This window comes from Spirosoma validum (assembly GCF_014699035.1).
Classification (GTDB): Bacteria; Bacteroidota; Bacteroidia; order Cytophagales; family Spirosomataceae; genus Spirosoma; species Spirosoma validum.
This window is the reverse complement of record NZ_JACXAA010000002.1, coordinates 481595-502659: the sequence shown is the minus strand read 5'-3', so window position 1 is coordinate 502659 and position 21065 is coordinate 481595. Positions and strand designations below refer to the sequence as shown.

The window sequence follows — 21065 nt, the reverse complement described above, 5'->3', positions numbered from 1 at the left end:
GATTATAACGCCATCATTATGTGAATGTAGCTAGCTGGGCAACACTATTACCTATTGTTGGCTAGCCAGGTTTCGATTGGTTGAATGATACTCTCCTCCATCGAATTGATCAGATTGTCTATATTATCATACAGATACGTGTTGAGAACCCAAGGATAACGCCTGAAATGCTCAAACATGCCGTATTCATTCTGGGAGGCAAGCAGTAAGGGTTGAACGGGTACGGAGGGTAGGTTGGGCACAATGGCCATTAACTCCTGGGGAATACTTTTAGCATCGGTAATGTCGGCGATGACAAACTTGGCCATATGGGCCAAAGTGGAGACCGTTTCGGTGATATCTCTGTTGTCGGGGCCAGCGACATCGTGGACGATGGGTAGGTAATTGTGTTTACGAATTTCGTCTCTGAGGGCATCCAGTACCGCTTTACGTTCTTCCGTGAAGCGACCCAGGATCAACACAGTCTTTGCCGTAATGGTATCGATAACACTGCGGACCTTTTTATTATTCAGTAGCAGATGAATGAATTGGGCTACTTCAAGGTCATCGACGGTGATGGTCGGATCACAGTTTTGTGTGATAATAAGATTAGACTGATCTAGAGGTGTGCCCTTTAAATTCCAAGCCGATAGTCCGTAAATCTTGCAGCCAGTTAAGGCTGTCTGTTCGATGGTGGCATCAACTAAGATAGCGTTAGTAAGATCAGCCCCGGTTAGATCGGCTCCTGTTAGATTGGTATCATGGAGAAAAGCTCCATAGAACTGGGCTCCCGTTAGCTTGGCACCTGTAAGATCGGACCCCTGAAGATGGGCCATCATAAAATTGGCTCCAGCGAAATTGAGTCCAGCGAGTTCGCAGCAAGCGAGATTAACACTGCCGAGGTCGGCCTCAACGAAAATGGTTCCTTCTAAAATGGCCCTATTTAGCTTAGCTACGGCTAGATTAGCACATGTGAAATCAGTACCCGTGAGATTAGCGTAATTTAAAAAGCCTTCGATGAGATTAGCTGCCATGAAGTTGGCACCCGTGAGATTGGCTTGAAAGAAATTAACTTCCTCAAGCATGGCCATGTATAGGTTGGCACCCGTGAGATTGGCACTATCAAGCCACGCTTCTTGGAGATAAGCTTCGGAAAGGTTGGCTCCCGCGAGATTGGCACCAGAAAGATGGATACCTGAAAGTTGTGCTCTGGACAAATTGGCTTCAGAGAGATCGACACTAGGTCGATTATTATCTTCCCACCACCTATTCCAAACCTGACTCCCCTGCTTTAGAATATCAATCAGCGCTTGATCAGCCATCTACGGATCGGATTAGAAATGCTCAATCAATACTACGAAATTGTAGCGGCTCTTACGTAATGACCTGTGGCAATCTAAGCCCATTGGACATAACGGCGCCATAATAAAGAATCAGCCGCTTAACTTACTTAAGGAAATTTATAATTAAGGCAAACCCAGCTGACCCTCCCTCAAACGATCAGTTCAAAATAGCGCTCCTTGCCGTAGTAGTGGAGTGTACACTGCCGAAGAAACTCAGTACCCAACAGTAAGCCCCATTCATACATCTGTGGCATAATCTGGCATTGATAAATGAAGACTTGATCTAGGCCCGCAAAGGAGAAGCCGATGGAATATAACGGTGTTTGTACCGTACCCAACACAGGGTTTTGATACTGAGCATGGCCCTCGGCCTGGGTTAGATTAAGCTGTTGGGCCATCTGGGGTGAAACCATACAGCGATACGCACCACTATCCAGAATAGCCGATACGTTCGAAAGGGTTTTATCTCCAAAGGACAGATTCACCAGTAGTTCAGGCGTCCCCCAAAGTGGGCTCAGAATACCCGTAACTTTCCGGCCGCTAGAAGAATGCGATAAGTCCGTCGGTAAGTCATTGGTGGATCGGAGCATTCCACCGGGTGGCAGGCTAACTTGCTTAGTTTCCATTGAGTAAAGATAGCCTATTCACTACGTTTGGTTAGCAACTTATTGAGCATAAATTGACCCCATCGTTAGGAGCGAGGAGGCCATTCAATCTGCTTGTATACTTATGTCAGATAAAGAAAAAAATGAACTATGGGCAACGGCTATGCATGAAGCCGCACATTTGGTTATAGCTATCACAGGTTATGAATGTGAAGGGATAACTGTGAGCTATTATGACAAACCGCTGAATGATATCCCTGTTGCTATCTCAATAGTTAGAAAAGACGATTCATCGGGATACAATGACGTTCCTTCAGATATTGAAAGAGCTGACATCAAATCTCTGCAAGATAAGCATAGGCAAAGCCGGCATATCGTACGAATTCTGGCCGGGTTCGCCGTTGAAGAATCCTGTGAGCTATCGCCTAAATTTGATATTGTGAATGAATTTTATGAGAATAGAGGCAATTTGGCTGGTGGCCATGATTTCAACAAAGTAGCTAGAATTCTATACGATCTGATTGACTACGAGGCTGTCAATTTTGACGATATATACTTTAGCAATGTTCAATCATTTTGGGGGGCAACTTTGGCTATTCTGCAAACACCGTCAATACGTAAGGCGATTTGTATAACAGCAAAAACCTTGATGGTCAAGAAGACGATGTATGTTGAAGATTTAAAACGACTCCGAACCAGGTTAGAATTCACCGGATTGGATAAGTGCTGTATTTCACTGCCTCCTGTTCAACTGACAGTGGGGTGACTGCTATACGTATCAATCAAAGGAAGCTAGATGCCCAGCCACGAATCATGCGTTTGGTCGTTGAAATTCGTACTGGTAGACTCAGGGAAAACCAGTAAGAGGCTGCGACAAAATAAAGCTCCCCTAAGACTCAATCTGTATTGAACCTAAGGAAGATTACTTATGACTAGTTAACCTCACCATCGCCACGTTTGGGGCCTTATTTAGCCCCCTAGCAATCGTTCGACCAACTACCAGCGAAGAATCGAGTAAAACAGGCTATCTTCGCTTACCTACCGTACCTTTCCGGAATGCCCCGCTCTAAGCAACTGCCCAAACCCATTAGACGCCATTACGTCGGTGAGCCGGTTATTGTGATTCCCCTGACTCAACTCGAAGCGCTGCTACAGCACTTGATCGATATTGCCATGCTGGACCGCAAAACGCCTGGTCAGCAAGCCGCTGTCTGGCAGAATCACGAAAAGATTCTTAAACGCTGCCAGGCTGAGATCGATGCGGCCAAAGCGTTCTACCACATCGTTAGTTGATTAGCAAGGGGCCGTACATACGTGCGAATTGATGCCAATAAAACCGTTAGCTCATCCCATTCACTCCCCGCGCGTACCTGACTGCGAAAACTCTTCAATTGGCTGGAAAGGGCCTTTTTGTCAAAAATCGCTCGGGACGGGCTCACTCAGCTGCTTTTCCAGTTGGTCAACCCACGAGCCGTCATCGTAGCGATCGATGACGATATCACCGGTGGTTTCTTCCCGACGGATGTACACCTGAGCAGGCCTTGACGAATCAGTTTTGGGTCGTTCGCTCCAGTGAGCTGATTGCCGGTTTTTAAGCCAGAAGATTGCCGCCGTGACGTTGGGTGGGTAATGCTTGATCGTCGGCGTGAGTACGACCTGCCCGTTATAAACCGAGATATACGTATCGGGGTGCGAATAGCCAATGGCCAGTTGGTAGAGGGCCTTGGCTACTTTGGCGTCGGCAATGGATTTCCCGGCTTTAACTGACTCGGAAAACTCAACGTGACGCTTTTTCCAATGGTGCAGCGTGCGCAGACTGATGGAAAAGAACTCGGCCAGCTGCTGGTCGACGGCTCCTAGCAAACAGTAGTGATACACCAGCCGGGCGTACTCGGGTTGATAGCGGCCAGGCTGACCGCCCTTGTTGCCGACGGCGTTACGTCGGCCCCGCATTGACTGGGCAATTTTGTGCTTTGATGCCGGATCGTGTTTAGCTCCCTTTTTCATAATTAAAACTACACTATTTGCGGTGATTCAGCAAAGCCATGCATGCGCACGGAATAAGCTCCGAAAAATCTCTACTTAGCTAGAAAAGGCGTTTTTCTGATTGGGTTTCACGCAAGCGCGTGCGCGTTTAGGGGTGCATGTACTTAGTTTGGGGCTAAACCTGGTTTATCTTCCTGGCTCCTGAAACTCACCTCGTGGGCAAAGTATCAGTCAGTAAGGGATCATCCCAATCAGGCGGATAACCGTTCCACTGCTTCAGCAGGTAATCGGCCAGGTCCATCCCATCTTCTTTCTCGGGCTCACTGGCCAGCTCCTCCAGATAGCTGGAGATAGTAACGGCAAACCCGTCCGCTTGTAACTGCTGGACTTTATTCTCCCAGCCCCGGTTTGTCTGCCCTTTGTCATTGATTAGATCATAATAGGCGTTCACATCTGGGAACAGAACGATCTTGCGGTTTTTGATGGGGGCCAACCGTTCGGCATTTAGGTACGATTTGCCACCAGCGGCCAGCCAGATGAAGTGTGGGAAATAGTAGCTGCACAGCACGGCCGTTTTGGGCGCTTCGACGATGGCCACGGGTTTACCGGTCGGCTCCGTCTTGAGCTGAGGCAAACCAAACAGACAGGGCGAGCATTCGGCCTGCTGTTCGTAGTCGATCAGCCAAGGGGGTATTGGCCCCGCTTTCTGTAATCGATACTTCAGGGCCGCATGCACCCAACTGGTTTTGCTACGTTTTCGGCCCTCCCGATCGACGTATTTGACCGTATGCCAGTCTTCGCCAAACAGTTTGATTTGTCCACCCCGTTTACGGTTTTGCTCATCAACGTACCAGAATACGCAGGCCCCTTCCCAGCGGCTCGACGTACCGATCTGAAACCGGCTCAGTAAGTCGGCCGCAATCGATGCCCCGAAATGGCGTTGCAGCAGTTTGGCAAACTGATTACGCTCATAATGGCCCTGGGTTTTCTTGAACACTTCCTCCGGAATCGAGTAAACCACCCGTTCAACCGGTTGAGGTTGGTGAGCGGTTACGACTTTAGGCTGACGGGTGGTTAAGATCCTGGGCACCGCTCGCTGCTGATCTTCTTTCCAGATCTGGTAAAGCTCATCGGCGTAGCTCAGGCCGGATGGGCTTTTTTGATAGGGACTCAGGTGATAGCCGCAGTTACTTTCCCGATCGCACCGGCCGTAGCTTTCCGGAAGCGGCTCGCCGGTCCGCGTATCAACGTAGCGACTGAGCGTTCGCCGGTGACGAGGGCCACAATCCGGACAGTCGGATTTGACGGCCTTTTTGGGGAGTTTGTAACGCAGGGTTGTTGTGTGAGCCGTCATCAAATCGGTTATGCTGTCAGTTCTGAATGGATCGGTTTAGCTGCCAATCACCTTAATCACCTTAACTACCTTGATCGCCTTAATTAAGGTGATCCAATCAATCACCTTAATCACCTTAAACGCCCCCTATATATAGGGGCGTTAAGGTGGTTGTTTTTAAGGTGATTCAAATAGAATTCTTTTCGGCGTTGAGTCGGTATGTTTCGTAGCGCTGGTTCGGTTCTTTGCCTTTCCTTAAATAGCCCGATTTCACGACTCTGGGAATAAATGTTTCTACTCTTGACCGAGCCAGTGGAACACCAATAAATTCGGAAGCCTCCACAATGGCGTTAAGTAGCTGACTATACTTAAGTGAGTCCTCGGATTCGAAGACTCGCTTGACGATGGCGCTAATTTGATCTGGGTTCAAACTATCCACGGTGGGTTTACGAGGGCGGGTAGGTGGGGCATCAGTCGACACCTCCCCGACCAGAAAGGGTAAACCATCTTCCCCGATGGAAAAGCCGAAGGGTTCAAACTCTTTATCCCGGCAATACTCAGCCGTTACGATCGATACGTTTTTATCACCCGGGTCACGACTTACCGATATCACCGTCTCAGCTTTGTTGACCAGTTCTGACCCTAGATGACCCCGGGCGTTGCTATTGCCTTTGTTCTCGTGAATGACCGTAATCAGGTGCGCATCTTTTTCTTCGGTCCATAGCAATAGGTCGGTGGCCCGGTCGGTGGCTTCTTTGGCGTCGTTGATGTCAAATACTGTATCGCGTATACCATCGATGATAATCAACCCTAGATTGTGCGTATCTTCAATAGCGACCCGCATGGCATTCAGCCGGTGATTAGGAGCGTGCTTTTTCAAATGAAACACCTGGATCATGGGTAGCTCCTGCTGACCAGCCAGTTGAGCAATTCGCTTCAATACCCGTTTGACGTGACCCTTATGCTGCTCGGTATCGAAATACAGCACCATACGTTTTTGATCCGACAGCAGACCCTGTAGCTTGTCCATTACTGTCCCGCCTTTAAGCCAGCTGGCAACCAGAGCGCTGAGCAGATAGGTTTTCCGACTTTTGGCTTTACCAATCAGCAGCGAGAAATTACCCAGCGTGCCGTACGTAGCGGACTGCTCGCCATCCAGAATCTGAATACATACGGTCGGCTCATCGATCTGATCGGTTAGTCGGACCTGGGCCTCAGTCAGCAGCGAGCGATAAAAGCTGTAAAAGGCGGTGTCGCCTAATTTTCCAGCCGGGCTGGGATCAGGTAACTGACCCACCCGATCGGCCATGGCAGCCATGTGCTGCTGTAAGCCTGGTAGATCAACTTGCCCGGACTCTTCGCCCGCCGTATCTTTGTGCTGGCCATGTCCATTGAGGGAGGTAGGGGGTGATGGGTGCAACTCAATCATGCTTTACCTCCTTTTTCTGAACCAGATCCGGCGCGTACTGGGCAAACCAGTTCCAGAACGTATCGTAGTCTTTAACCACTAGGTACAAACCACCGGCCTGCTGAACCTGAGCCGCGGTTTTCTTCTGATCGGCGCTCAACCGGTCCTTGCCCCATTTGACTTCAATGCTAACGTGCCGGCCGTCGATGATCGCGTGTAGATCGGCCGTACCTCGTTTAGTGGTCGATTGGGTAAAACGCCCAAGCGATTGATTCCACTGGCCCTGACTTTGCACCCGGGTTACGTAACAACCGTGCAACTCCAGGCAGCGCTTAATGGCGTGAGTGAGACTGTTGCTGTCTTTGACAACAAACTTCGATTTTACCCGGCCGTGCTCGGGAACATTCGGATGAGTTCGCCGTTTTTCGGCCATTTCCAGATCGGCTAGGCGCTGAAGTGGAGAGGAGTTGATGGGGATGGGGTGCCTGTTCATGCAGCCTTACGCCCCCCCGTGCGCTGGTGTTGACGGGTAAACTGGTCGTCGGCCTGAAGATCCGTTTCAGATGTCGATGTTCGGCGCTTAGCGTGAAGGTGTTCTTCGATTTCGGTGCGATCAAACAGGATGCGCTTACCCACCTTTGTTCGGCTGAGATGAGCGGTGTCCTGTCGAACGGTCGATTCCGGAATGCCGGGATAGTATTCCCGACGTAAGCCGGAAAAGTCGACTTTACTGCCAGTGTTTGCGGGTGATGTAACGGCCGCAGGTTGGTGATACTTTAGAGCAATACTGACGGCTTCGACCAGCAGTAACTTGAGTTCTTTGGGGGTTGTTAAAATGACCTGGCCTTCCATGTCCTGAGTTGTTTAGTGGAGCATGGGGCAAAAGTGAAGGAAGGGATTGTGCGGATTGTGCGAATAGCGACCAAATGCACTATCCGCACAATCCGCATTATTTTGGCAGTAGAGCGGCAAAGCCTAATCGAATAGAGTCCTTGGCTGTATTCGCAAAAATTCGTGCCGAAGCGCCCATTTTAAGTCCAGGAAAATACTCTTCCAGTAAACTAATCAGCTTCTTTCTATCCTGCATCTTTCGAATTTTATTGCAGTACTCAAGTCGGTCAATCCAGCCAACAAGAATACCCTTACTTCCATCACTCTCCCCTCCTACCCAACGGCCAGTGGCATTGATTACGGGTCGCTCTGGACGAATTAGTCGTAGGGCTTCAACACACGTATCTATATCCGATGCATTAAAAAACAGATCAATAAACGTCTCACCCTGAGCAGGGCCTAATGCGTCTATATTTAATCTTGCCTTATAAAGAAAGTCCACCGAAGGAACTGGGGCAACACTATGTATGGATACATCGTGTCTGGTAGAACTGGGCACATTGATAGATTGACCTTGATTTGAGTATTCTTTTTGAATTATATTTTCTTTCTTTCCTTTAATCCATTCAAGCAAATCAACCCAGTAATAGGCAGAAGCTCTTGTTATCAATTCCTTCGTGTTCACCGCAGGAAGGCTAAGAAAATCGGTTTGATCAATACCTATCAATAAATCTTCTTCTATTCTTATTCCATAACGCTCTGAACAATCAGCAATTAATTCACGATAAAATTCTGAGGATGGCTCATCACGTGTTTCTAACCAGTATGGGTTTGCTTTGAAAACAGAGCGTATGTTTTGATAAGCAATACTAAGAAAATCTAAGGCTACGGTATCGGTCATTGATTCAATCCTATCTTCAATAATTTCCCTTGAGGAGCATCTGTTATTTTCCAAGACTTTACGTTCCTCCGAGTGCTCAGCAGAAAGTATATGATAGGAATATATACCATAACTCTGCTTATGGGAGCGATCATGACCATGTTTTTGTAAAACGGCTACCAACCTGTCAATTGATATTACTTTACTTTCAGTCATTGTCTTACAAATTATCAAAAGCCTCATCAATCAACTCATTCTCAAACGAAGCCAGGTAGGTCTGGGTAATGCTTTCAGTCTTGTGCCCCATCGATTCAGATATTACGGCCGTTGAAACGCCTGACCGTTTCAGAGCCGTAGCGAAACTGTGACGAGCTACGTAGGTCGTTAGGGGTGTTTCAATACCAGCCTGCTTGCCGATCAGTTTAAGATCCTGATTGACCTGACCTTTAATTTTGTGGAGTCGATTGGTAATCTGTACGGGCGTTTGATGCTTTTCCGGATTGAGAATACCGAACACATACGAGTCAGGGTCAGTGAATGTGAACGGCCGGTAGTAATCCAGAATGGCTTTTACGGGCTCGGATAGCTTGAGATTGAATAAGCCGCCTGTTTTCTGGCGGACGTACTGCAGGCGCCCACCCTGCACATTCTGCCATTTGAGTTGCGCCATGTCGACGTAGTTTATCCCCCCGCCGTAGTAAGAAAAAAGGAACAGATGCTTAGCCAAAAGCAACCGTGACGTATCGATCTCAACAGCTTCAATGCTACGAATGTCGTCTTTGGTAATGGCTCGCTTTCGGGTTGATAGATCGAACTTAGCCAGGCTAAATTTATCCCGTTGCGCGGTATGCCGGCTGAAGGGATACAGGTCAATCGGTAAGAGCTTTTCACTGATGGCTCGGTTGATAGCCGCTCGAAGCGTACGGAAGTAAACGCTTAAGGTTGTATCCTTACATCCTTCTGATCGCAGGTAGGTCTCAAACCGGTTTAAAAACGTTACGTTGATTGTAGCCAGCGGGCAATCTTTGTCGCGAAGAAATCTTGACAGCGCCCGGCGTGTGTCATTGTATATATTGGCATTGCCAACCTGCTTTGCTTGCTGAAGCTGCTCAATAATATCATTGAAGTGAGCTAACACCATAACCCCTCCCCGCTCCTTTCGTGGCTTCTTACTGGTTTCCGTTACGGCGTCAATCAGCATGTCAATCGTGAATGGGTGTCCGATCTCATGCAAGCTTTTAGCGGCATCAGCATACGTACTTTCCCACTTCTTAATTAGAGCTAATAAACGCTTCTGTTCGGGATGGCTTCGACGAGGGCTTTCTTTATCGGTATCCCACCACTGGAGCGGGCAGCTCTCCCCAATGGATATATATTTACGCCCGCCGTCTTTGGTTATTCGAAGTCTTAGAGGATGGGAGCCATCTGCCAGCACTTTGCTGGTATACAGCATGATTTTGACCTGGGGCAGTCGATCAGTAGGCAGTGGGCTAGATGCCATTGTAGGGCGGTGTACATTTTGGTGTACATAAAAGTACATCAACAACCGTTATTATCCAACACTAACCGATAGTATGTATTAGCCAATGTACCTGATTTACAGCATAATAAATAACATTAAATTTTATCCATTATAAAAAGCTTCCCGCCTGTCACGCAGGGGGTCGCGGGTTCGAGCCCCGTCCGGACCGCCACTGTTAAAAAAGCACTTATCAGAAATGGTAAGTGCTTTTTTACTTTCTCCTAACACGTTTCCTAACACAAACGTTATTTACGGTTAATATGGCACAAAGAAGAAAGTTACAGGTATTCGTTTCCTCAACTTATATTGATTTGATAGAAGAGCGTCAAGCGGCAGTAGAAGCTATCTTAACAGCGGGCCATATACCGGCGGGAATGGAATTATTTGCGGGGCAGAACGAGGAGCAAATGAATATTATCAAAAGATGGATTGACGAGTCTGATATTTATTTACTATTATTTGGTGGACGCTACGGTAGTATCGAAGTAGCCAGTCAGAAAAGTTATACACACTTAGAATTTGATTATGCAAAGGAATCGGGAAAACCGGTGTTTGTAATTGTCGCAGAAGATAGTTATATAACCCAGAAGGCAAAAGAAAAGGACCCATCTGCTGTGATGGAGCTACAGAACCGAGATAAATACCTACAGTTTAGAAATGCCATTACAGGTAAGTATGTTAAAAATTGGACTAGTATTGATTCTCTCAAATTAGCTATAATAAACACTATTCATATACTAGAAGACGATGAAAATTTAGTAGGATGGATTTCTGGACGTGAAGCTATAAATACGGTGGAAGTTTTAGAACAGTTATCAAAATTAAATAAGGAAAATACTGATTTACGATTACAATTATCGGCACTTACTAAACCTGAAAATAATACTCTTTATAATGGCTTAACATTTGACCAAATGTATTCATTATTAAATCGCGAAGTCAATATAATGGATATGTTTGACTCTAATGCACAATTTAGTTATGGAGAGATATCAAAAGTATTCGGAGATGAGCGACCCTCTCTCTTACATGTACTTGTAATTTGGGGTAAACATTATATAGATAAAAGCGAAGTACCTGATAATACTTCCTCTCCATACTCATTTGCAATTCCGAGCACTCTCCATACGCTTGGTATACTGAAAAAAGAGAGAGGCATACAAAAGACAATTTATCAGTTTACTTCTTCTGGGGGACAATTTTATTTACGACTTAGATTAGAGCGTGATGTAGTTCAAGCCGAAGAGGCATTTAATAAATATTATCGGTTGTTTAATGTAGAGTCTCAAACATAATTGATCTTAACTAGTATTTCGGTAATAACATAGCAATTCATACCGATTACGAATTGGCTCGCCACGTCGGCGAGATCTGAATCTAATTGGTCAGATTATTTAGATATTGTTAATGTTAGACGTTTAAAGATCAAGCCAAAAAGTAATTTCTATTGAGGCTGGTGAGCCAAATCTTCTTTCAACCCACAAGCAAAATACGTATGTTGCTTTAACTCCACTTGGAAAATATATATCGAAAATAGGGTGGTTACCAAAGGAAATAAGAAGATAACTATAGCAGACAGATTGTGTAATATAGGTAATGTCCTAATTGTTTAGATGCGTTGTTAATACTTTTATGTCGTACTAAAATTCATAGGACAGTTAGTAGGGTTCTCTTGATCATAAACGGGAAATTGACTCTTTAAAGTTAGAACTAGCCCCTTTAGATAATATGTTAAATACTAAAACTCTAAATCCAAATAAGAGTTCATGAAGAAAAACAAATTAGTTTAATTTGTTATATAATTACACTCAATTATTAATAAACGTTGATTGTATTTCCGCTTGATGAAGTTTGTGTTTGAATAAAGATTTTAAGTGTATTAAAATTAAAATTACTTTCAGCAATACACTTCTTCAACAGCAGTAATTCTTTTTGTGCAATGGCTGTCATAATATAAGTTACTTTATGAGGTGGTGTTTCGCTAATGTGAGGATAGATTTCATATATTAGATATCTCTCTTCCGTTTTGTTCTCAAATTTATCTTTAAAGTTGAGTTTTGCAATTAAATATATATTTTGAGAACTTATAAACCTTAAGCTATCAGAATCACGAATAGTTTGAAATCCAAATTGTGAAGTTGTTCTTAGCTGTTTATTCTCATTTGGTGCAATAACAAGTCCATAAAATTTTGTCTCTTTCACCTTGGAACACGAACTTATATAATTAGTGTTAAGGTCCATCGAAGCGAGAAAATAGTTTATTTCAATGTCTTTTGCTGGAGCTTTGCCTAGATTAGAAATTGTAAAAATTGGTGTTATTATGAAAAACTCTAATGGTGCTTCTCCTGGCACAATTGATTCTGGCACAAAAACGGAGAAAGATAAATCTGATTTATTAGATAACCTTTGTATGCTTAAGCTATTATTTTGTAAATTTAATGCTTTATTTTGAGCGACTAAGCTATTATTAAGCGTGTTTATTTGAGATTGATATAGCGTTAAATTTTCTACATCATTTATCCTCTTTAATGAATCCTCCACTCTTATCCACTTATTTTCCGCGATTTGCTCTCTGTATTCATTTATCATAATTGTCATTTGAATACTGTCACGAATATTTATCCGTCGCTTCTCTGTAGAGCTTTCTTTTTCGTTTTCATTATTCTGGTAAATACTATACCACAATGTAACAAATGTTAAGAAATTAGCAACTATTACTCCCCAAGGCCAAGCTTTAGCGATATTAATGATTGAGATTGATTGTCTCCGTAAATTTCTGTTAAATCTGTGGGTCATAAGAATGCTATAATTAAAACATCAATAGTGTTTTTTTTTTAATCTAATATTATTGTTACAAATACATTGGTTAACACAAGATTGTCTTTCATAACACATATGATATTTGTTTCACAAAGCAAGCCACAAAGTTTTTACTACTAAAAAGCATTGTAGGCTCGTAAACAAGTTCGTAAAAATTCTCTACTCAGTATCCTGATAAATAGTAAATCATTAGCGCATTGCCCTTACAAACTTACTTGTGCATAAATAAGTGTTAGCAAAAAGCCAATTTTAAATTTATAAAACACTTTCCTAAATAGATTTGAAAACCAGCTAATACCAGATTATAATTAAAGCAAAGACGTTTTGTCCACCATAAAGACGATATATATCTCCTGCTGAGCAGATTTGGATGGGGGATAGTTACCCCATTGTGTACGGCTTTTACGAAAATAGGGGGTTAACCTCGTTCTAACAGGGTAATTTATATCTTTTTTAAGTGATTGTAAGTGTTTGTTACTGATAGTGTATACTTCTATCTATGCAATACAATCTGATTATTATTGTACTAATAATCAGATACTTGTATATTTGTTAATATACATTACTACAATTCAAAATAGTCATTTTTTAATGATTTTCATAAACTTCTGATAATCAGTAGATAACTACTTTTTTCGTGCGCACGCGTGTAAGGCAATAAAAAGTTGAAAAGTAGGAAAAGTAGAGGGAAACAGCTAAACCAGCTCTCACGATGATATATGGAGAAGATAACGCCCGTAGAATTGCTAAAGTGTGGCGAGTCGGTAAGCCTGCACTCTCCCGTTGGAAGCGTCAGAATAGTATACCCGATTACAGGGCACTTTATCAGCCATTAGACAAAGCGGGACTCGCAGTTGAGGATAGACTAATCCGACTGGTCGAATCAGGTTGGTTGAAAGCCCGTTCTATTTCCAGACTGACTGGTAGCGGAGATCGAATAAACGCCTTAATGACGGCTAGACGACATCCCAATGATCTACGTTTTCATGTTAAGCATCTCAACTCGGCTGAAATTATTTACCTTAAACCGTTGCTAGAACAATTACAACGCTCATTAGGTACGCTACTATATCTTGCTAGTTTGACCCCAGAAGACCAAAACTATAGTGAAGTTATTCAAGCTGATTTCCGATCGTTACTGCGTCGTAAATACATCAATGGCGCAAATGTTCGAGCAAGCATGGATAACCGTCAAATAGCACGTTTCTGGGCATTCATGCGTGGGAATATGGCTAGCCGCAAGTACCTCAACGAAATGATATTAAAGTTAAAGATTTTATTAGAGTTATTAACTATAAATAAGGATGCTTCTTCGTGACATCCTAACTTGGCAAGAGTTATTTTAATATGATTTGGGTAATAAGACTCAAGTAGAAATTTTTTATTATTACTAACCAGTAGTAACAAGATCTCTTATCGTAAATTGCTAACAATAAGTATACCTAAATAGAATCAAAAGTTTTATGTTTATGGACCAAGAGCAAATAGTATCTTTAATTGTATCCTTTTTAACGATCTTGGTAACAGTTATACTTATTGTATTTGTAAAGATTTATAGTAAAATCCCTAGTGGCGCAATTGGACCTGAGTTAAATTTGCTCACATATGGAACACTATGGGATTTAATAATTAGCGCTATGAAAGGAGAAGATTATTGGAAGAATATAGAGCCTACATTATTACCTTATAAATCCTTTATATTAACTTTTATTGTTATACTAAACTTTGTAATGATGGCTTGGAACTTTAAATTAGCTAATTTAATAGAGAAAAAACGTAGCTTGTCAATGCACACAAAAAAGCAATTAAAAGGGGTTTCACTATTTTTAGGATTGATTAGTCTTTGTTTCTATACAGTATTTCAAGTATTCTGGAAATGATTAATTTATTTATATATATAATATTAGCAATTGCTTTTACAAGTATTATCTCTTATTCTGTATTAGAGATTGAAGAATCTGTATGGAAAATAAAAAATAATCGTACTATTAATAAAATATTTTCTTGGATTATACTTTACCCATTACTTGATTACTTTATAAAAAAAATAAATAAATCTGATAATAAAGAGCCCAATAAACTTCACAGAATTAATCAGTCTAGTCTTTCTTTTTTGACGTTCCGTCTATCAGAATTTTTCGAATTTACTCTTTCTGCATATAACTATAAAGCGCAGATTCCTCAATACACTTTTTCTATTATAAAAATAATAGTTGTAGCATCAATAAGTCATTTATTTTTAAATGGATTAGCTATCAAACTAGATAGTGTATATAAGTATATTTATAGCATATATGATTGATGAAATGATCTTTTAAAGAATTTTATTAAATTATTAGCAAATTATTAAAGCAATATCTTATGTATTTCTTGCGTCCTATCCTTTATCTAATTGGAATAGCTTCGGCTTTGTTTGCCATATATTTCTTCTATACGGAGATTAAAGCGAATCATTTGATTATAACTAGCCCAATTTGGTTTCTATTTGCAAGCATATTTTGTTTTTTAGTATCATGGCGATTATCGAAAAAATATGAGGTAATACACATATATAAAAGGCATAAAGCTAATTACACTAATAAGAAAGAATTAGAATATTGGCTCAATAATTCTTTAGATATTACGGAAAAATATGTTGGAAGAAATAATCACTTACGGCATTCTTGGATAGGTTTAATTAAAAACCAAACTCAACCTAGAATAAATGATAGATCAATGGCTTTAATTGATGAGTGTATTAATTATATAAAGTATAATGGTGTATATAAGTCTGCTCGGAATAATTTCTTAGGAGGTTTTACGGATGAAGTGTTAGTTCCTCTACTTGCTACAGTATTTACTGCCTCGATTGCTGGTGCATTTACTATAGGGCTAGCAATTAATAATGACAAGAACGCACCTATCCTCCAAAATGACCATGTAAATAAACCGTACAATGCAGAGCAAGATGTTATAACTCATACTGATTCGTCCTTTATACTAAAGGATATAACTGGCGTATACTCGATTGAAGCGGCTGATTTGTTCTCTATTGATTTCCGTCCGAATATGCTAGGAGTAGTCAAATTTTGTCAGTTTTTGCACGGTAAGGGCCACGATGGAAACGGCTTACTGACTAAATGGAATAAAAAGCCATTCAATAATAAGCGTGAACTTGGAATGTCAATTCTAAAACTAGAACAACTATCTGATGAAGCTGGGTACAAGGGAGATTTATGGGGAGTAAATAGGCGATTAATTAAAGAAAATCGTTAACTAGATAAATCAGTTAGAAAAAGGTAAAATATAAATTGGAGTAATAAAATATTCGCTTATTATTTGGTTAATGAAGCTAGTCCCATCGAACGAAATGCTGGGTGCTGGCACTGCCACGCGTGAAACGACGTTGCTCTGACCTTTTGAACGGCCTTTGACTGATTATTCTCATCCGATTCGGCAAAATGTGCATTACGTTTCTCACCAGTCAAGCCTTCTAACTGATCTTCTGTAGGTTCGGGATTAGTCACCGAGTTGACCGCCGTTTCAGTTTGCTGGACGGATTTACGAAGCGATTGAACTACATAAACCGGACGAATTGTCTCCTGTGATTCGTCGGTAGTAATCGGCATTGACAAACTGGTCTTGCATCAAAACACTGGACATGGTACCCGGAACACATCTTTAAGCAGCCTGTTGGAGTTGCGCACTATAATGATAACCTAATGTTGAATACCTGCGTTGTTGGTTGTACCGCACGGATTTCCATGGTTCACTGTACAGTTAAAGGTAGCAGGTCCAGAATTTTCCAGCTATTATAAATTGGCCAGCCGAAGCCGCGAAAGAAATGCCAAAGCGTTCTTTTTTCCATCACAACCGCACAGGCGGCCCCGCATTACCGGCTTCATGGTTCTGTTAGGTTTGTAGCACCTCAGCAAAAGTGGGAGAAGAGGTAATGTATGACACAACTTTTTCAGAAAATCTGTCTAGCTAATAGAGGGCTAAGACAGGAGTATCCCCAGTTGTTCAGTAAGTTATTCAAGTGCAACAGGAGTTCCTCCCCACTAAATTTCGCCATTTATTCAATTAAGTTACCTCTTGGCGGTATTTTGGCGGTGTATTACACTCTTCTATAAGAGGGGCGTATGGCCAAGTGAGAACGTGTGCCGTACCTATCTATAGATAGACCTAACGTTCGTGTCGTATGAAAAAAAAGATAAGACAATTTCTCATTGAACCGCTGCAGGCGCAAATCCAGGAAGTGCAGACACAAATCCGGGAAGTGCAAGTCCAACTTAACCAAACGAAAGAAGACAACGCAGCCACTAAACTAGTGATGGGAGCTGTGCTGGCCAAACTAGCGAAACAGGCTACCTCTCTGAAGGAAGCGGAATTTAAACTATTTTCCCAGTTTGGGGATGACGGCATTATTCAGTACTTAATTAGCTACGTCAAACCACGGGTGGATACGTTTGTTGAATTTGGCGTTGAAGATTATGAAGAAGCAAACACTCGCTTTTTATTGATGAACAATAATTGGAAGGGGCTGATTATCGATGGTTCACCAAATTTTATTGATCACATCAAGACAAGGTCATTTTTTTGGCGCTATAGCCTAAACGCCATTACGAGTTTTGTTACCGCCGAAAACATCAACCAACTGCTGGCTAGTAATGGAATTGTTGGTCAGATCGGTTTGCTCAGTATTGATATCGACGGCAATGATTATTGGGTGTGGAAAGCCATTACAGTGGTCGAAGCCGACATTGTGGTGATCGAATATAATAGTCTGTTCGGATCTAAGAGATCGATTAGTATACCTTATCAACCTGATTTTGCGCGCGAGCAAGCTCATTATTCGTACTTGTACTTTGGCGCTTCGCTCCCCGCTTTATATGACTTAGCGCTTGATAAAGGCTATGCCTTTGTGGGCTGTAATCAGGCAGGTAATAATGCGTATTTTGTGAAAGAAGAGAAATTAAATGGTTTAACCGCTTTGTCGATTGAAGAGGGCTATGTGTATTCTCGATTTCGAGAAGGCCGAAACCAAGCAGGAATAATGTCTTTTCTGGATGGCGTCGATCGAGAAGCCATCATCGAAGGTCTACCGGTAATTAACACAAAAACGAACACAGAAGAATATCTGTAAGCCTGACCTGTGTGGGTAAGTTTGCCGACAATAAGTAGAGACGAACTCTAAAGCCTGACACCTGGTCTATTGTTTATTCTGCTTCAGGAAAATACATCAATACAAATGTTAACCTGTTGAGTTAGCTGGATTTCTGTACAAACAAAAGATAACGATGCCAGTCCATCAACAGTTCATGATTTAGTTACTGCTTATAAGAAGTGAGATTCGCAGTAGCGGGCTCGACCTTTTACATAGGCGTCTGTACGTTTATTCTGGTAACGACTGACACCGATACGTATCCAGTGTGCGTAAGACCTAAATAGTAACTGAGTTGTTCTTTCCCAACGAACATCATTAAGCTTAAAATTTTGCCTCAAGCCCAACGTTTCCACCATCCGTAATACCCAGTTCGATCGTTTGTAGTCTTGAGATCGACCGATGGGGAACCACCTGAGCATTGTATAAATTGATTGCTTTGGCTGTCATACCGTTAGAAATTTCGATCAGGCACAAACCACCAACCAGTAGCCCTATGCCACCCATTAACGTAGGTAGACTTCGACTGGTGTAGTCGACCAGCACATCGGGTGGGCTGGGATTAGCTGACGTACCAATGCCCTTAGCGAACGTAGTCTTGGGCGTGCCTTTTACAGCCATATATCCAATAACCAAGCCCGAAGCAATCAACAAGGGTCCTATTGGCTTTAACAACTGACTTCGGCGATAGAGTGTCTGAGCCTGAGGAATGTCTTCCATCACCTCGATAATGGAACGACGATTTAACCGATTACCCTGCTGCCGAACGGTGGTTGAGAAAAATTTCCTTTGGGCTAACAAGGAATCTGACTCCTCAGCCACAGTCAAATCCCTGCTTGAACGAGTCAGCCTTTCCGATGGCGCTTGCTTAAGTGCTGACACGGCTGTTTCTGCCAATATAGGCGTTGGCCCAACTTGTCCCACAGTCGCCGTCTGAATAATGGCTGATACAAGCAAACCCATGGATAGTGTGCGCGTAAATAGCATAAATAATACGGGTCTGAATGAGAAAAATTAGAAACTCCGACTGGCGAGCAGGCTAATACCCATATTCTGTTTAAAAATCCCAGCTCCATCGTATCCAACATTGGCCGTCAGTTGATACGCGCTGACGGTAACCGTAACTTGTTGTTGAGCAGAAAACTGGGTGTAATCAAGCGACGTAGTGTAATTGCCCAGATTATTACTCACCGACAATCGGGTTAGTAAATCAAACTGTCCGTAATGGCTTTTCACACCTAGTGTCAGGGCATTCACCCGATTATTGACAATGTAATGCGGGTTTTTGGCCAGATCCTGCGGCAACCCGGTTGTGTAGTCAAGCGGCATAATAAACGGAGTACCAATGGTCTGGTGCCGGTACACCCAACCATCAATGTAGCGGCCATTATTGAAATAATCTTCATAACCTCGCAATTGGGGCGTCGTGCCTGCCCGACCGGATGCCAGTGGACCGCCCTGGCTCGACGTATGCAGGTATTCCAGCACAATCCGCTGAATACCCTGCGTTACGTGTTTACGATTCAGCGATAGACCGGTCAGACCATCAGCAATGTTATTCAGGTAAAATAAGGCTCCCGCTTCGTAAATGGATTGTCGGTAGAAAAACCACCGATTGTGTTCGTCTTCGTAGTCAAACCCGAGATCGAGCGTACCTAAATGATTCCCTACCCGGTTCCCGCCCTCAGCCGACGCAGCATTGTTGGTGATGGTCAGTGTATCCTGCACATACAGGGATTTATCATCGTAGAGTGACTTGCCCGTAACGACAAACATGTACGATTGCCAGTCGCTGCCAAACTGCGTGATCCGTACACCACTGTCGAATCGGGGATACAATACGGTTCCGCCCCACTGCACCTGATGGTTGAAACCAGCATGGATTTTAATTCGCCAGTCGGGTTTGCCGAGCCGAACGTAGAAGCTTTTCTGATGTAAATAATAATTGGCAACCGAGTCACCTGTACCGAACCAGCCGTGGGCATAGTTACCCTTGATGGCAAGCAACCCGTTTTTCAGGATCGGCGTATAGTCCGGGATGGAAATTTGCAGTTTCGGCATGGGCAGAGCATTCCCCGACCATATATACGAACCGGAACTCAGCACCGAATCGACCAGCCCCATCACTTCGCGCCGTCGACCGGCGTAAAGCTCAAGAGCGCCATAGCGAATTTTACCGTAAGCCTCCGAGAGTAAAAACTGGTTCGTTGACCCGGCGTTGAATACTGCCCGAGCGCCGTACCCGTACGAGAATTTTTTGTCGGATCGCGGAGCATAATCCCGCTGTAGTTGAGCCCGGACAGTAAAAACCGATGATGCCAACGGAACCTCACCGTATTGATTGGAGCGTACCCAGAACGGATTAGTACCCGCCGTAGCTAAAAAAGTACCTGCTTCAACGGTGTACGTTGTTTTTTTGCCGGTGCTCTGGGCTTGCCCGTCCAGACAGACAACTGTAAGGCTAACGGAAAACACGATAAACAAGTAACGAATGCCCATCAAGCCGAAGCGATTAAGAAATAAGCAGGTTTACAAACAGATGAATAGCCTCACTACTCTGAATTGGCCAATATACGTAACACAGTAGGAAATTCTGTAATACGTTTGACGTGAACGTAATGGGTCTTACTCCAGTAGCGCTTTTCCCACTTTGTCGACAAGTGTTCGGCCGGTATCGACGGATATACTGACTCCCAGCGACTCCAGACGTAGCACCAGTTTTTTACCCTGATGCGCTACAACGTGTCCCTCCTGCTCCATGAACACGCCTGAATTGATACGTACCTTATCCGAAACGCTGTACTGCTGAAGTTGAATGGCAGCATGGTCAACATCGTTGAGCAACTTCTTGATTATCTCGATTTCTTCATCCCGAACGATGGCCGGTTTTTTTAACCAGTGGAGATACCCAACCACACCCGCTACGCCAAATACCTGGTTGCGCTCATTGTCAGATACATGCACAAAACAGTACGACCTGAATAAGGGATTTTCCACTATTTTCACTCGGTCCGACCATTTTCGCTTCTCCCGGATGAGGGGACAGTAAACCGTAATATTTCGCTTCCGTAGATCGTCCGCAACGCGTTTTTCCGTATTTGACTTCGTGTAAATAACAAACCAAGGCATAGTACTATCAATTTGTATTTTTTCGACTCATAAGGAACATCAGAGTTACCAAATATACAAATTATAAACTAATGACCGTGTAGATT

22 protein-coding genes are annotated in these 21065 nt (G+C 43.2%); 8 read left to right on the top strand and 14 right to left on the bottom strand.

What is annotated here, in order from left to right; translation table 11 throughout:
• Positions 1 to 47: 47 nt before the first annotated feature.
• Together IC230_RS06940 and IC230_RS06935 are read right to left on the bottom strand one after the other, a co-directional pair.
• Positions 48 to 1301, bottom strand: a complete 1254-nt coding sequence (locus IC230_RS06940; RefSeq protein ID WP_191038247.1) for a pentapeptide repeat-containing protein — start codon at positions 1299 to 1301, stop codon at positions 48 to 50.
• Between the two features lie 170 nt (positions 1302 to 1471).
• Positions 1472 to 1948, bottom strand: a complete 477-nt coding sequence (locus tag IC230_RS06935) for a pepsin/retropepsin-like aspartic protease family protein (RefSeq protein WP_191038246.1) — start codon at positions 1946 to 1948, stop codon at positions 1472 to 1474.
• Positions 1949 to 2051: 103 nt separating this feature from the next.
• Between IC230_RS06935 and IC230_RS06930 the strand changes: the two genes are divergently transcribed.
• Both IC230_RS06930 and IC230_RS06925 read left to right on the top strand, forming a co-directional pair.
• Positions 2052 to 2693, top strand: a complete 642-nt coding sequence (locus tag IC230_RS06930) for a hypothetical protein (RefSeq protein ID WP_191038245.1) — start codon at positions 2052 to 2054, stop codon at positions 2691 to 2693.
• Positions 2694 to 2983: 290 nt separating this feature from the next.
• Complete coding sequence (locus tag IC230_RS06925) at positions 2984 to 3220, top strand: hypothetical protein (protein ID WP_191038244.1); 237 nt, start codon at positions 2984 to 2986, stop codon at positions 3218 to 3220.
• A gap of 120 nt (positions 3221 to 3340) precedes the next feature.
• Here IC230_RS06925 and IC230_RS06920 read toward each other — a convergent pair whose 3' ends face one another.
• The 7 genes from IC230_RS06920 to IC230_RS06890 form a co-directional block, all read right to left on the bottom strand.
• Positions 3341 to 3934 (bottom strand): terminase, encoded by a 594-nt coding sequence (locus tag IC230_RS06920; protein WP_223860396.1) that lies wholly within the window; start codon positions 3932 to 3934, stop codon positions 3341 to 3343.
• 187 nt (positions 3935 to 4121) lie between these two features.
• The gene (locus tag IC230_RS06915) at positions 4122 to 5267 is read right to left on the bottom strand and encodes a DUF6371 domain-containing protein (protein ID WP_191038243.1); all 1146 of its coding nucleotides are present in this window, start codon (positions 5265 to 5267) and stop codon (positions 4122 to 4124) included.
• Between the two features lie 166 nt (positions 5268 to 5433).
• Positions 5434 to 6675, bottom strand: coding sequence for an AAA family ATPase (locus tag IC230_RS06910; protein ID WP_191038242.1), 1242 nt, complete (start codon positions 6673 to 6675; stop codon positions 5434 to 5436).
• On the bottom strand, positions 6668 to 7147 hold the full coding sequence (locus IC230_RS06905) for a hypothetical protein (protein WP_191038241.1): 480 nt from the start codon (positions 7145 to 7147) through the stop codon (positions 6668 to 6670). Before IC230_RS06905 ends, IC230_RS06910 begins: the two co-directional genes overlap by 8 nt.
• Positions 7144 to 7506, bottom strand: a complete 363-nt coding sequence (locus IC230_RS06900) for a hypothetical protein (protein WP_191038240.1) — start codon at positions 7504 to 7506, stop codon at positions 7144 to 7146. Before IC230_RS06900 ends, IC230_RS06905 begins: the two co-directional genes overlap by 4 nt.
• A 97-nt stretch (positions 7507 to 7603) precedes the next feature.
• Entirely contained in the window at positions 7604 to 8581 is a 978-nt protein-coding gene (locus tag IC230_RS06895) for a hypothetical protein (RefSeq protein ID WP_191038239.1), read from the bottom strand.
• Positions 8582 to 8585: 4 nt separating this feature from the next.
• Positions 8586 to 9866: a site-specific integrase gene (locus IC230_RS06890; protein WP_191038238.1), complete on the bottom strand. Its 1281-nt coding sequence runs from the start codon at positions 9864 to 9866 to the stop codon at positions 8586 to 8588.
• 281 nt (positions 9867 to 10147) lie between these two features.
• Here IC230_RS06890 and IC230_RS06885 point away from each other — a divergent pair, with 281 nt between their 5' ends.
• On the top strand, positions 10148 to 11182 hold the full coding sequence (locus IC230_RS06885) for a DUF4062 domain-containing protein (RefSeq protein WP_191038237.1): 1035 nt from the start codon (positions 10148 to 10150) through the stop codon (positions 11180 to 11182).
• Positions 11183 to 11702: 520 nt separating this feature from the next.
• On the opposite strand, the gene IC230_RS06880 is transcribed toward IC230_RS06885, so the two are convergent.
• Entirely contained in the window at positions 11703 to 12683 is a 981-nt protein-coding gene (locus IC230_RS06880; protein ID WP_191038236.1) for a hypothetical protein, read from the bottom strand.
• 736 nt (positions 12684 to 13419) lie between these two features.
• Here IC230_RS06880 and IC230_RS06875 point away from each other — a divergent pair.
• The 4 genes from IC230_RS06875 to IC230_RS06860 all read left to right on the top strand — a co-directional run bounded on the left by IC230_RS06875 (position 13420) and on the right by IC230_RS06860 (position 15962).
• Positions 13420 to 14025 carry a hypothetical protein gene (locus tag IC230_RS06875; RefSeq protein WP_191038235.1) on the top strand — a complete coding sequence of 202 codons (606 nt, stop codon included), beginning with the start codon at positions 13420 to 13422 and terminating at the stop codon, positions 14023 to 14025.
• 151 nt (positions 14026 to 14176) lie between these two features.
• Entirely contained in the window at positions 14177 to 14587 is a 411-nt protein-coding gene (locus IC230_RS06870; RefSeq protein ID WP_191038234.1) for a hypothetical protein, read from the top strand.
• The gene (locus IC230_RS06865) at positions 14584 to 15009 is read left to right on the top strand and encodes a hypothetical protein (protein ID WP_191038233.1); all 426 of its coding nucleotides are present in this window, start codon (positions 14584 to 14586) and stop codon (positions 15007 to 15009) included. Before IC230_RS06870 ends, IC230_RS06865 begins: the two co-directional genes overlap by 4 nt.
• A gap of 59 nt (positions 15010 to 15068) precedes the next feature.
• Positions 15069 to 15962: a hypothetical protein gene (locus IC230_RS06860; RefSeq protein ID WP_191038232.1), complete on the top strand. Its 894-nt coding sequence runs from the start codon at positions 15069 to 15071 to the stop codon at positions 15960 to 15962.
• A gap of 59 nt (positions 15963 to 16021) precedes the next feature.
• On the opposite strand, the gene IC230_RS06855 is transcribed toward IC230_RS06860, so the two are convergent.
• Positions 16022 to 16315, bottom strand: a complete 294-nt coding sequence (locus IC230_RS06855) for a hypothetical protein (RefSeq protein ID WP_191038231.1) — start codon at positions 16313 to 16315, stop codon at positions 16022 to 16024.
• Positions 16316 to 16887: 572 nt separating this feature from the next.
• Here IC230_RS06855 and IC230_RS06850 point away from each other — a divergent pair.
• Positions 16888 to 17832: a FlxA-like family protein gene (locus tag IC230_RS06850; protein ID WP_191038230.1), complete on the top strand. Its 945-nt coding sequence runs from the start codon at positions 16888 to 16890 to the stop codon at positions 17830 to 17832.
• 342 nt (positions 17833 to 18174) lie between these two features.
• Here the strand turns inward: IC230_RS06850 and IC230_RS06845 are convergent, their stop codons facing one another.
• The 3 genes from IC230_RS06845 to IC230_RS06835 form a co-directional block, all read right to left on the bottom strand.
• Positions 18175 to 18837, bottom strand: coding sequence for a hypothetical protein (locus IC230_RS06845; RefSeq protein WP_191038229.1), 663 nt, complete (start codon positions 18835 to 18837; stop codon positions 18175 to 18177).
• Positions 18838 to 18864: 27 nt separating this feature from the next.
• The gene (locus tag IC230_RS06840) at positions 18865 to 20349 is read right to left on the bottom strand and encodes a capsule assembly Wzi family protein (protein WP_191038228.1); all 1485 of its coding nucleotides are present in this window, start codon (positions 20347 to 20349) and stop codon (positions 18865 to 18867) included.
• Between the two features lie 126 nt (positions 20350 to 20475).
• Positions 20476 to 20979, bottom strand: coding sequence for a UpxY family transcription antiterminator (locus IC230_RS06835; protein ID WP_191038227.1), 504 nt, complete (start codon positions 20977 to 20979; stop codon positions 20476 to 20478).
• Positions 20980 to 21065 lie beyond the last annotated feature (86 nt).

Coding starts and splice junctions, on each gene's coding strand:
- IC230_RS06935 (WP_191038246.1), bottom strand. CDS start 1,948: ATGGAAACTAAGCAAGTTAGCCTGCCACCCGGTGGAATGCTCCGATCC.
- IC230_RS06870 (WP_191038234.1), top strand. CDS start 14,177: ATGGACCAAGAGCAAATAGTATCTTTAATTGTATCCTTTTTAACGATC.
- IC230_RS06865 (WP_191038233.1), top strand. CDS start 14,584: ATGATTAATTTATTTATATATATAATATTAGCAATTGCTTTTACAAGT.
- IC230_RS06885 (WP_191038237.1), top strand. CDS start 10,148: ATGGCACAAAGAAGAAAGTTACAGGTATTCGTTTCCTCAACTTATATT.
- IC230_RS06895 (WP_191038239.1), bottom strand. CDS start 8,581: ATGACTGAAAGTAAAGTAATATCAATTGACAGGTTGGTAGCCGTTTTA.
- IC230_RS06850 (WP_191038230.1), top strand. CDS start 16,888: ATGAAAAAAAAGATAAGACAATTTCTCATTGAACCGCTGCAGGCGCAA.
- IC230_RS06930 (WP_191038245.1), top strand. CDS start 2,052: ATGTCAGATAAAGAAAAAAATGAACTATGGGCAACGGCTATGCATGAA.
- IC230_RS06905 (WP_191038241.1), bottom strand. CDS start 7,147: ATGAACAGGCACCCCATCCCCATCAACTCCTCTCCACTTCAGCGCCTA.
- IC230_RS06925 (WP_191038244.1), top strand. CDS start 2,984: ATGCCCCGCTCTAAGCAACTGCCCAAACCCATTAGACGCCATTACGTC.
- IC230_RS06845 (WP_191038229.1), bottom strand. CDS start 18,837: ATGCTATTTACGCGCACACTATCCATGGGTTTGCTTGTATCAGCCATT.
- IC230_RS06915 (WP_191038243.1), bottom strand. CDS start 5,267: ATGACGGCTCACACAACAACCCTGCGTTACAAACTCCCCAAAAAGGCC.
- IC230_RS06940 (WP_191038247.1), bottom strand. CDS start 1,301: ATGGCTGATCAAGCGCTGATTGATATTCTAAAGCAGGGGAGTCAGGTT.
- IC230_RS06890 (WP_191038238.1), bottom strand. CDS start 9,866: ATGGCATCTAGCCCACTGCCTACTGATCGACTGCCCCAGGTCAAAATC.
- IC230_RS06910 (WP_191038242.1), bottom strand. CDS start 6,675: ATGATTGAGTTGCACCCATCACCCCCTACCTCCCTCAATGGACATGGC.
- IC230_RS06920 (WP_223860396.1), bottom strand. CDS start 3,934: ATGAAAAAGGGAGCTAAACACGATCCGGCATCAAAGCACAAAATTGCC.
- IC230_RS06900 (WP_191038240.1), bottom strand. CDS start 7,506: ATGGAAGGCCAGGTCATTTTAACAACCCCCAAAGAACTCAAGTTACTG.
- IC230_RS06835 (WP_191038227.1), bottom strand. CDS start 20,979: ATGCCTTGGTTTGTTATTTACACGAAGTCAAATACGGAAAAACGCGTT.
- IC230_RS06875 (WP_191038235.1), top strand. CDS start 13,420: ATGATATATGGAGAAGATAACGCCCGTAGAATTGCTAAAGTGTGGCGA.
- IC230_RS06880 (WP_191038236.1), bottom strand. CDS start 12,683: ATGACCCACAGATTTAACAGAAATTTACGGAGACAATCAATCTCAATC.
- IC230_RS06840 (WP_191038228.1), bottom strand. CDS start 20,349: ATGGGCATTCGTTACTTGTTTATCGTGTTTTCCGTTAGCCTTACAGTT.
- IC230_RS06855 (WP_191038231.1), bottom strand. CDS start 16,315: ATGCCGATTACTACCGACGAATCACAGGAGACAATTCGTCCGGTTTAT.
- IC230_RS06860 (WP_191038232.1), top strand. CDS start 15,069: ATGTATTTCTTGCGTCCTATCCTTTATCTAATTGGAATAGCTTCGGCT.